We start from the raw sequence: 9,405 nt of genomic DNA, 5'->3' as shown, positions 1-9,405 counted from the left end.
GAGAGCGCTTCGTTCACACCGAAGAGGTCACTGGTTCGAACCCAGTATCGCCCACCCCGGCCCGATGGCCCGGAAGCTTCTCAGAAGCTTCCGGGCCATCGGCGTTTCCATGTGCGCCCGTCGTCGTCCTGCCGCCCGATTGTTCGGCCCGTCGTCCGGTGCTGTTCGGCCCGCCGTCCGGCCGCCGGAATTTCGTCCTAACCGTTGACGCGCCCCCTGCCGCTCCTTACTTTTGCCCAGCAAGCGCTTTCTAAAACGATTCAATGCGAACGGTGGGGGCGAGCTATGTCTCGGAACAACGGCATGGACCGGCGGCAGCTGCTGAAGCTGGCCGGCCTCTCCGCGGCCGGTCTCGGGCTGACCGCGGCCGGCTGCGGCTCGGGCAGCGGTTCCGGCGGGCCGGTCACCATCCGGCACTCGTGGTGGGGCGCGGACGACCGTGCCAAGAAGATCCAGCAGTGCGTCGGCCTCTTCGAGAAGAAGCACCCGAAGATCAAGGTGAAGACGGACTTCCAGCAGTACGCGGACTTCTGGAAGAAGTTCAACACCCAGGCGGCGGGCGGCAACCCCCCGGACGTCATCCAGAACGCCGTCACCTTCCTGCGCAAGTACGAGGCGAAGAACGTCCTCCTCGACCTCGCCCCCCAGGCGGAGAAGGGCAACCTCGACCTCGGCGGCTTCCGCTCCGGGCTGGAGAAGTTCGCCGAGATCGACGGCAAGCTCCTCGGCGTACCGGTCGGCAGCAACTCGATGGCCCTGGTCATCGACGAGAAGGTGTACGAGAAGGCCGGCATCACCCCCGAGATCGGCTGGACGTGGGACGACTGGCTCGCCGGCCTGGAGAAGATCAAGCGCGGCCAGGGGATCGCGGGTGACGCCGGACCGCACGGCGTGATGTACCTCTACGACCTGATCCTCCGCCAGAACGGCAAGGCCTTCTTCACCGAGGACGGCATGGGCTTCGGCGAGGCCGAACTCCTGCCGTACTGGACCGAGGCGCTGGAGCGGGTCAAGTCGGGGCTCTACGCCGACCCCGGCAAGGTCGAGCAGATCAAGCCCGCCTCCGCGACCGCCAAGGGCCTCTCCGCCGGCGAGTTCACCTGGGACAACTTCTCGGTCCGCTACAGCGCGGAGGGCAAGAGCAGCTACGGCCTCGCGCCCATCCCCAGCACCGACGGCAAGAGGACCGGCCAGTACCTGGGCTCCCTGATGCTGAGCGGCTCGGCGCGGACCAAGCACCCCGCCGAGGTGGCGACCTTCATCAGCTTCATGACCCACGACCCCGAGGTCGCCCGGATCATGGGATACGACCGCGGAGTGCCCGCCACCACCGCGCAGTTCGAGGCCTACGAGCCCTCCGACGCCCCCAGCAAGGCCATCGGCGCGTACGAGACCGCCATCGCCGACGCGGGTGTCCTGGAGCCGATCACCCCGCACCCCGCCGGCGCGGACGTCATCGAGGCGGCCTTCCTGCGCATCGGCGCCGACCTGTCGCTGGGCAAGGCCTCGCCGAAGGACTCCGTCAAGCAGTTCTTCTCCGAGGCGAAGACCGCCCTCGCCTCGAACTGAGAGGACCGTGGTGACTCACATCCACACCTCCCCGGGGGTGCTCGCCGCAGGGGACGACCGCTCCGCCGCCGCGCGGAACGGTCCCGGAGGAGACGCGCCGCCCGCCGCCCCCGAGCGGCGCGGCCGCGGCGAGAACCTGGCCGGCTATCTGTTCATGTCGCCCTGGATCGCGGGCTTCCTGTTCCTGATCGCCGGGCCGATGGTGTTCTCGCTGTACCTGTCGTTCACCGAGTACAACCTGTTCGAGGCCCCGCGCTGGATCGGCCTGCAGAACTTCACCGACATGTTCGCGGACCCCCGCTGGCGCCAGTCGGTCAAGGTCACCTCCTGGTACGTGCTGATCGGCACCCCGGTCAAGCTGGCGGCCGCGCTCGCCGTCGCCATGCTGCTCGCCCAGAAGCGGTGGGGCCAGTCCTTCTACCGCGCGGCCTTCTACGCCCCCTCCCTCATCGGTGCGAGCGTCTCGGCGGCCATCGTCTGGCGCGCACTCTTCTCGGACGATGCGATCGTCGACCGTACGCAGAAGGTGTTCGGCGTCGAGGTCGGCGGCTGGATCGGCGACCCCTCGATGATCATCTACGCGCTGATCGCCCTCACCGTCTGGCAGTTCGGCGCGCCGATGGTCATCTTCCTGGCCGGCCTCAAGCAGGTCCCGCGCGAGCTGTACGAGGCCGCCGAGGTGGACGGGGCCGGCCCCTGGCGCAGGTTCTTCCACATCACCCTGCCGATGATCTCGCCGGTGCTGTTCTTCAACGTCCTGCTGGAGACCATCCACTCGTTCCAGATCTTCGGCTCGGCGTACATCGTCAGCAACGGCAGCTGCGGACCGGCCGACGCGACGCTCGTCTACACCTGCTACCTGTACGAACAGGGCTTCGTGAACAGCCGCATGGGCTTCGCCTCGGCCATGGGATGGCTGCTGCTGCTCGCGGTCGGCCTGGTCACCGCCGTGCTGTTCTGGTCCCAGAAGCGCTGGGTGCACTACGAGGAGGGCGGCCGATGAGTCTCCTGACCACAGCCGTACGCCGCCGGGGACCCGGCGCACTCGCCTGGCACCTCGGTGCGCTCGTCATCCTCGCCGTGGTCCTCTACCCGGTGGTCTGGACGATCGGGGCCTCGTTCAAGCCCAGCGCCGACATCATCGGCGGCCTGGACCTCTTCCCCGCGGACCCGATCGGCGACAACTACGCCCGGCTGACCGAGGGCATCGCCGACATCCCGATCTCGACGTTCTTCCTGAACTCGGCCTACATAGCCGTCGGTTCCGTGATCGGCGTCGTGCTCTCCTGCTCGCTGACCGCCTACGCCTTCGCCAAGGTGCGCTTCGCCGGCCGGAACCTCATGTTCGCCGTCATGATCGGCACGCTCCTGCTGCCGTACCACGTACTGATCATCCCGCAGTACGTCCTGTTCCAGAAGCTGGAGCTGATCAACACCTTCACCCCGCTGCTGATCGGCAAGTACCTCGCCACCGACGCCTTCTTCGTCTTCCTGATGGTGCAGTTCATGCGCGGCCTGCCCAAGGAGCTCGACGAGGCGGCCAGGCTGGACGGCTGCGGACACCTGAGGACCTACTGGTCCATCGTCATGCCGCTCTGCCGGCCGGCGCTCGTCACCAGCGCGATCTTCACGTTCATCAACGCCTGGAACGACTTCATGGGCCCCCTGCTCTACCTCAACGAGCCGGACAAGTACACCGTCTCCATGGGGCTGAAGATGTTCATCGACCAGGACGCGGTCGCGGACTACGGCGGCATGGTCGCCATGTCCCTGGTCGCCCTGCTCCCGGTGCTGGCCTTCTTCGTGGCGTTCCAGCGGTACCTGATCGACGGCATGGCCACCTCGGGTCTGAAGGGCTGAGACCGTGGCGATCAAGACCCGCACCCCGGCCGGGCGTCCGCGCCTCATGAACCGCTTCGCCCTGTTCTCCGAATGCCTGCTCGTCGGCGTGTGGATCGCCGTCGCCGCCCTGCCCCTGGTCACCTTCCCCGCGGCCTTCGCCGCGGGGACCCGGCACCTGCGCCGCTACCTCGACGGCGAGCACGGTGGCCTGCGCGAGTTCGCCCATGACGCCCGGACCGCCGCCCGCGGCGGATGGCTCGTCGGCGCGGCCGTGTGGGCCGCCGGGGGACTCCTCCTGCTCGACCTGGCGGCCGTCCGCGCCGGGCTGCCCGGCGGGCCGTTCGTCGGCGCGGTCGGCATCCTCGCCATGATCGGTCTCCTGGTCGCCGTGGTACGCGCCGCCTCCTGCTGGGAGCCCGGCGCCCTCTGGCGCACCCTCCTGGCCGGGGCCGGCCGTGACACGGTCCGCGACCCGGCCGGCTCCCTGCTGCTGGTCTGCGGGATGGCCGTCGTCGTGCTGTCCGGCTCCCTGGTACTGCCGCTGGCCGTCCCCGTCGTCGGGGCCGTCGCCGCCGCGGCCACCGCCGTACGGGCGCGCCGGCCCGCCCGCTGACGCTTTCCCGTACGTCCCATTTTTCCGAATCCGCACGGAGAGAGGCACACCCATGTCCAGGATGCCCCGCAGAACGCTCCTGAAGGCCGCGGCAGCGGCCGGCGCGGCCGCACAGTTCAGCTGGTCCCCCGGCACCACTCCCGCGTCGGCGGCCCCGGGCGCGGAGCCCACCGGCGAACCCGTCACCCTGACCTGGCTGGAGTCCGGAGGCCTCGGCGCGGCCCCCGGCTCCACGCTCGGTGTGCCCTGGCCCAAGGGGCGCCACCCCAAGGACCAGACGTTCGCGCTGACCACCGAGGACGGCAAGGACGTCCCCGTGCAGTCATGGACGACCGCCACCTGGCCCGACGGTTCCGCGAAGTGGACCGCGCACGCCGTGGGCCCCGAAGCCGCGGGCGCGAGGAAATTCCTCCTCGGCCCGGGCACACCCGCCGCACCCGCGCACAAGGTCAGCGTGAAGAGCACCGGTTCCACGATCGCCGTCTCCACCGGCGTCATCACCGCGAAGATAGGGAAGACCGGCTCCTCGCTCATCACCTCCCTCACCCGCGGCTCCACCGAGATCGCCAAGGACGGACGGCTCGTCCTGATCCGGCAGAGTGAGATCGAGGACGGCGACCAGGGGCGCGAGACGTACGAACGGTTCGAGAGCGCCGTCACCACCACCGAGGTCGAACAGAGCGGCCCGGTGCGCGCCGTCGTCCGCATCGAGGGCAAGCACCGCAGGGGGAAGCGCTCCTGGCTGCCGTTCTCCGTCCGGCTCTACTTCTACGCAGGCGCCGAGTCCTTCCGCATGGTGCACACCATCACCTTCGACGGCACCCAGGAACCCGGCAAGGCGAGCGGCGACTTCATCCGCGGTCTCGGCGTCCGCTTCACCGTCCCCCTGCGTGACGAGGCCTACGACCGGCACATCCGCATCGGCGGCGAGGGCACCGGCATGCTCCGCGAGGCCGTCAAGGGCATCACCGGGCTGCGCCGCGACCCCAGCGCCGCCGTCCAGGCCGCCCAGTTCGAGGGCACGAAGCTCCCCGACCCCGCCACCTGGGACCAGCGCGTCACCAGCCGCCTCCACCTCATCCCCACCTGGGGTGACTACACCCTGAGCCAGCTCTCCGCCGACGGCTTCTCCCTCCGTAAGCGCACCAAGAAGGGCCACGGCTGGATCGCGGCGGGCGGCGGCCGGCGGGCCTCCGGCTTCGGATACGTCGGCGGGGCCGGCGGCGGACTCGCCTTCGGGCTGCGCGACTTCTGGGAGAAGTTCCCCGCCCAGCTGGACATCCGGGACGCCCACACCGACGCCGCCGAGGTCACCGTGTGGCTCTGGTCGCCCGAGGCCGAACCGATGGACCTGCGCTTCTACCACGACGGCCTGGGCCAGGACACGTACGCCGAACAGCTCGACGGCCTCGAAATCACCTACGAGGACTACGAACCCGGCTTCGGCACCCCCTACGGCATCGCCCGCACCAGCGAACTCCTCTTCTGGGCCCATGACTCCACCCCCGGCGCCACCGCCCTCGCCCAGCAGACCGAGGCCGTCCGCACCCTCCCGCAGCTCGTCGCGCCGCCCTCCCAGCTGACCGGCGCGAAGGTCTTCGGCGGCCTGTTCTCCCCGGTCGACCGCTCGACCCCGGCCAAGGCGAAGATCGAGGACCACCTCGACTTCCTCTTCACGTACTACAAGGACCAGGTCGAGATGCGGCGCTGGTACGGCTTCTGGGACTACGGCGACGTCATGCACTCCTACGACCCCGCCCGCCACCAGTGGCGCTACGACGTCGGCGGCTACGCCTGGGACAACTCCGAGCTGTCGCCCGACCTCTGGCTCTGGTACGCCTATCTGCGCTCCGGCCGCGCCGACATCTTCCGCTTCGCCGAGGCCATGACCCGCCACACCGGCGAGGTCGACGTCTACCACCTCGGCGAGTGGGCCGGTCTCGGGACCCGCCACGGCATCCAGCACTACGCCGACAGCGCCAAACAGCAGCGCATCGCCAACACCACCTACCGGCGCTTCTACTACTTCCTCACCGCCGACGAACGCGTCGGCGACCTGATGCGCGCCAACGTCGACTCCGACGAGACCTTCCTCGTCCTCGACCCGCTCCGCAAGATCCGCACCGAGCCCTACACACCCGACCGCCACGCCCTGTCCATCGGCTTCGGCACCGACTGGAGCGGACTGGTCTCCGCCTGGCTCACCGAATGGGAGCGGGGCGGCCCGCAGGCCGCGAAGGCCAGGGCCCGCGTCCTCGGCACGATGGAGACCATCGCCGCCCAGCCCAACGGATTCGTCCAGGGCAGCGGCCTGTACGACCTCGACACCGGGAAGTTCGCCGTCGCCGCCGAGCCCGTCGTCAGCGTCTCGCACCTCTCGGCGGTCTTCGGCCTGAACGAGCTGTGCGCCGAACTCATCGACCTCGTGGGGGACGACGTACCGACGTTCGAGGAGGCCTACCTCGACTACTGCCGGTACTTCAACGCGACCAAGGCCGAACAGAAGGCCCGCTACGGCTCCGACTTCGGCAGTCTCATCCTCTTCCAGGGCCACTCACGGCTCGACGCCTACGCCGCGGTCCGCGCGGGCGACGAGAAGCTCGCCGCCCGCGCCTGGGAGAAGTTCTACAACAGCGACGGGTACAGGGAATCGGCCCCCTGGAAGACCGAGGAGGTGACCGGTCCCGTCACCACGGTCCCCGGCACCGAGGCCGACTGGGTCTACACCAACGACACCGCGCTCTACGGCCTCGCCGCCATCGAGAACCTCGCCCTCGTCGGGGACCGGATGCCGGACTGACCCGCGGGATCAGCGCATCCGGCCCAGGCTCTCCCGCACCCGGCGCGCGTCGCGCAGCCGCTGCTCGTACGTCGCACCGACCGCGAGCAGCAGCAGCCCGGCGAGCGCCGGGGGCGCCCAGCGGGGGAGCGCGTCGAGCACCTGCACCACATGCGGGGCCAGCTCGTGCAGGCCGACCAGCGCCAGGACCGTACCGCCCAGCACCAACGGCGCCTGGAGCCGCAGCCGGGCACCCGCCAGCGTGACCGCCAGCGCCGCCGCGCCCAGCAGCAGGGGCCGCAGCCAGCCGCCGTCCGTCCACGCCACCACCAGGCTCGGCACCATCGTCATCGAGAGCGCCGGACCGTACGCCGTCCAGGAGGACACCGCCGGGTCCCGTCGGCTCCGCAGACACCCCACCGCGAACGCGGCCACGGACACCGGCAGCGTGTACGCCTCGGGGGCCGACACCCCCGAGGCCGCCAGCCGCACCCACGCCGCCGCCACGAACAGCGCCGCCGCCGGATACCCCGCCGCCCGGCGGCGCTCCGGCCGCAGCGCCGTCGCCGAGGCCAGCACCCCGCTCAGCCCCAGGACTAGGGCCAGGAACGGCGCGTCCGTCACCGCGAGGGCCACCGCGACCAGTGCCCCGAACGCCCCGGCGGCCTCCACCGCCACCGCCACCGCGGTCCCCCTCAGCCGGGCCCCGAGCAGCACCGTCACCGCCGGGACCACCAGCACCACGGGAGCCGACTGCGGCGCGCCCCACCCCAGCGACGCCCCCGCCGCCGACGCCACCACGATCGCGCACAGCACCGACCCCACGGCGAGCACCGGGCGCACCACGGCCGACGCCGACCGGACGGCCGCACCCGCGAACAGCACCAGCAGGACCCCGAACACCGCGTACGTCGCCGGCTCGGCGGCCAGGGACAGCAGCCCCACACTCACCGCGCCCACCAGCCCGCACACCTGCGCGGCCTGCGCGACACCGTCCGGTCCCCGCCGCACGGCGAGCGCCAGCAGCCCCGCCACCATCAGCAGCTCCACACCCACGGCCGCCGCGTACGGCACATCCGCCACCGCGAGCAGCGCGAGCACCGCACCCCAGCCCAGGACCACCGCTCCGGCTGCTGCGGCGACGCGCCACCCCTTCTCCGGGAGCGAGCCCGGCCACCGCACATGGAGCGCGGCCGCCAGACCCGCCACCACCGCGAGCACCACCGGGGACGCGGCCGAACCCGACGGCACCGACTGGCCCAGCGCGCCCCGGAACCCCTCCGGCGCCCCGGACCACACATCCGCCGGCACGGACACCGGCCCCAGCACGGCGGCGGCCACCAGGGGCAGCGCCCACACCAGCGCACCCGACGTGACGGCGGCCGACGCCCCCATCACACCCCGGCCCACCGGCCGCGGGACCCCGAGGCGCGGCACCGGCAGCAGCGCGAGACCGCACAGCAGATACACCACGACCGCCCACTCCCACGGCAGCCCCGTACGCAGCACCCCGCCCACCGCGGCCACCGAGGCCAGGCCCGCCACCGCTCCCGCGGTCACCGCCCACTCCTTCGGGGCGCGCCAGGCACCCGCCAGGGCCACCCCCGCGCCCGCCAGCAGCAGCGCCCCCGGGCCCACCGCCGCGAGCGCGCTGCCGGCCGACACGGAGAGCCCCAGACCGATCAGCAGCGCGAACAGCCCGGTGACCCCGGCCCCGACCGCCGCCGTGACCCGCACCGCGAGCCCCCGGCCCCACGACACCACCGCGACGTCCGCCGCCGCCGTCACCAGGAGCGCCCAGCCGAAGCCGGTGGCGGACGCGCCCGCCGCCCAGGCGGTCAGCACCAGCGGCAGCTGCCCCGCCACCACCGCCGCGGGCAACGGCACCCGCAGCCGCCCGAGCAGCAGCCCGTACAGCGTCCACACCGCCGCCAGCACCGCCGACGCGACCGCCGAGAACACGAGACCGTCCGACTCCGGGGCCGCGACCGCGTGCAGCGCGACCGCGTCCAGCACCGTCAGCACCAGGGCCAGCACGGCCAGCGCCTCCGCCGTCGAGGGCAGCCTGCGGGCCAGCAGCAGCGCGGGCGCCACCAGCGCACCCGCCGTCACCACGGCCAGCACCGCCGAACGTCCGGCGATCCCCATCTCGCCCCAGCTGAACAGGGTGAACGCGACCGCGGCGACCGTCAGCAGCAGACCACCGAGGACCAGCAGCACGTTCTGCGTCCCACGGGCCGGCGCCGGGGGCGCCACCGGGGCGAAGGGGGCGGCCGGGACGTACGGCCGGACGGCGGGCGCCGGCGGGGGAGCCGGGGTGGCCGGCGCGCGCAGCACGCTCAGCAGCCAGGCACGGCGGTTCAGCAACTGCAGCCGGCGGGCGTCCAGCCGGGCCAGTTCATGATCGAGGAGGGCCAATTCCTCGGCGGGCGGCGGCAGATGTCTCATGTACGGGAGTGTGTCGGCGGCCACACCCTCGTGCATGCGTACGGCTACTCAGTCCGCCACTGAGTAGGAGTTTGAACCCAGGGCTCCGAGCCCTGTATGGTTCAACCCGTTCCCGGGCGATTAGCTCAGTGGGAGAGCGCTTCGTTCACACCGA

At 71.6% G+C, this 9,405-nt stretch carries 6 protein-coding genes; 5 read left to right on the top strand and 1 reads right to left on the bottom strand.

Annotation, left to right across the window (positions count from 1 at the left end):
• Positions 1–285 precede the first annotated feature (285 nt).
• Genes JKV81_RS05630 through JKV81_RS05610 form a run of 5 tightly spaced genes read left to right on the top strand, consistent with a single transcriptional unit; the run spans position 286 to position 6,824 of the window.
• Positions 286–1,569, top strand: a complete 1,284-nt coding sequence (locus tag JKV81_RS05630; protein ID WP_202075041.1) for an ABC transporter substrate-binding protein — start codon at positions 286–288, stop codon at positions 1,567–1,569.
• A gap of 10 nt (positions 1,570–1,579) precedes the next feature.
• Positions 1,580–2,572: a carbohydrate ABC transporter permease gene (locus JKV81_RS05625; RefSeq protein WP_202075043.1), complete on the top strand. Its 993-nt coding sequence runs from the start codon at positions 1,580–1,582 to the stop codon at positions 2,570–2,572.
• Complete coding sequence (locus JKV81_RS05620; protein WP_124279707.1) at positions 2,569–3,429, top strand: carbohydrate ABC transporter permease; 861 nt, start codon at positions 2,569–2,571, stop codon at positions 3,427–3,429. The genes JKV81_RS05625 and JKV81_RS05620 overlap by 4 nt, the downstream gene beginning before the upstream one ends.
• A gap of 46 nt (positions 3,430–3,475) precedes the next feature.
• The gene (locus tag JKV81_RS05615; protein ID WP_202075042.1) at positions 3,476–4,024 is read left to right on the top strand and encodes a hypothetical protein; all 549 of its coding nucleotides are present in this window, start codon (positions 3,476–3,478) and stop codon (positions 4,022–4,024) included.
• Between the two features lie 52 nt (positions 4,025–4,076).
• Complete coding sequence (locus tag JKV81_RS05610; protein ID WP_202075040.1) at positions 4,077–6,824, top strand: exo-rhamnogalacturonan lyase family protein; 2,748 nt, start codon at positions 4,077–4,079, stop codon at positions 6,822–6,824.
• Between the two features lie 9 nt (positions 6,825–6,833).
• On the opposite strand, the gene JKV81_RS05605 is transcribed toward JKV81_RS05610, so the two are convergent.
• Positions 6,834–9,251, bottom strand: a complete 2,418-nt coding sequence (locus tag JKV81_RS05605) for an SCO7613 C-terminal domain-containing membrane protein (protein ID WP_202075039.1) — start codon at positions 9,249–9,251, stop codon at positions 6,834–6,836.
• Between the last annotated feature and the right edge of the window lie 154 nt (positions 9,252–9,405).

This window comes from Streptomyces silvae (assembly GCF_016745505.1).
In the GTDB taxonomy this organism is placed as follows: domain Bacteria; phylum Actinomycetota; class Actinomycetes; order Streptomycetales; family Streptomycetaceae; genus Streptomyces; species Streptomyces silvae.
The sequence above is the reverse complement of the archived record's forward strand: the minus strand, read 5'-3'. Positions and strand labels throughout refer to the sequence as shown.